Source organism: Streptomyces sp. DH12 (assembly GCF_020873895.1).
Classification (GTDB): Bacteria; Actinomycetota; Actinomycetes; order Streptomycetales; family Streptomycetaceae; genus Streptomyces.
On sequence record NZ_JAHWGT010000507.1, the window covers coordinates 1 to 583 of the forward strand.

Annotated in this window: 1 protein-coding gene; it reads right to left on the bottom strand. The window is 72.6% G+C overall.

From position 1 onward, the window contains the following. A partial coding sequence (locus tag LPA54_RS35445; RefSeq protein ID WP_228984691.1) for a DEAD/DEAH box helicase occupies positions 1–583 on the bottom strand: 583 nt, incomplete at both ends.

A 583-nucleotide genomic window follows, 5' to 3' on the forward strand; every position in this document is an offset into this window, starting at 1 on the left:
TCCTTGAGGAACTGCGCCGGGTGGTTGCAGATCTGCTTCAGGCCGGTGAGCAGCTTCAGCACCAGGCCGCTGCGGGCGATGCCGCCCGCGCCGGCGCGGATCTCGCCCATCACCGCCTCCACCTGCTTGCGGTAGAGGGTCTCCTGCTCCGCGGTGAGGCCGACCGGGCGGTCCGTCTCGGTCTTGGGCGGCAGTTCGGGCGCGATGCCCGGGTCGGTCTTGCGGCGGCGCAGCAGGAACGGCCGTACCAGCTCCGCCAGGAGGCGGGCGGTGTGCTGCTCCCCCTCGCCCTCCGCGGCGAGGACGCGTTCGGTCTCGATGGGCGCGATCCAGCGTTTCCGGAACGCGCCGTGGGTGCCCAGGAGTCCGGGCGTGGTCCAGTCGAGGACGGCCCACAGTTCGGAGAGGTTGTTCTCCACCGGGGTGCCGGTGAGGGCGATGCGGGCGCGGGCGCCGATCTGCCGCAGGGCCTTGGCGGTGGAGGAGTGGGGGTTCTTCACGTGCTGGGCCTCGTCGGCGACGACCAGACCCCAGGTGTGCGCGCCGAGCCGGGCGGCGTCCAGACGCATGGTGCCGTACGTGG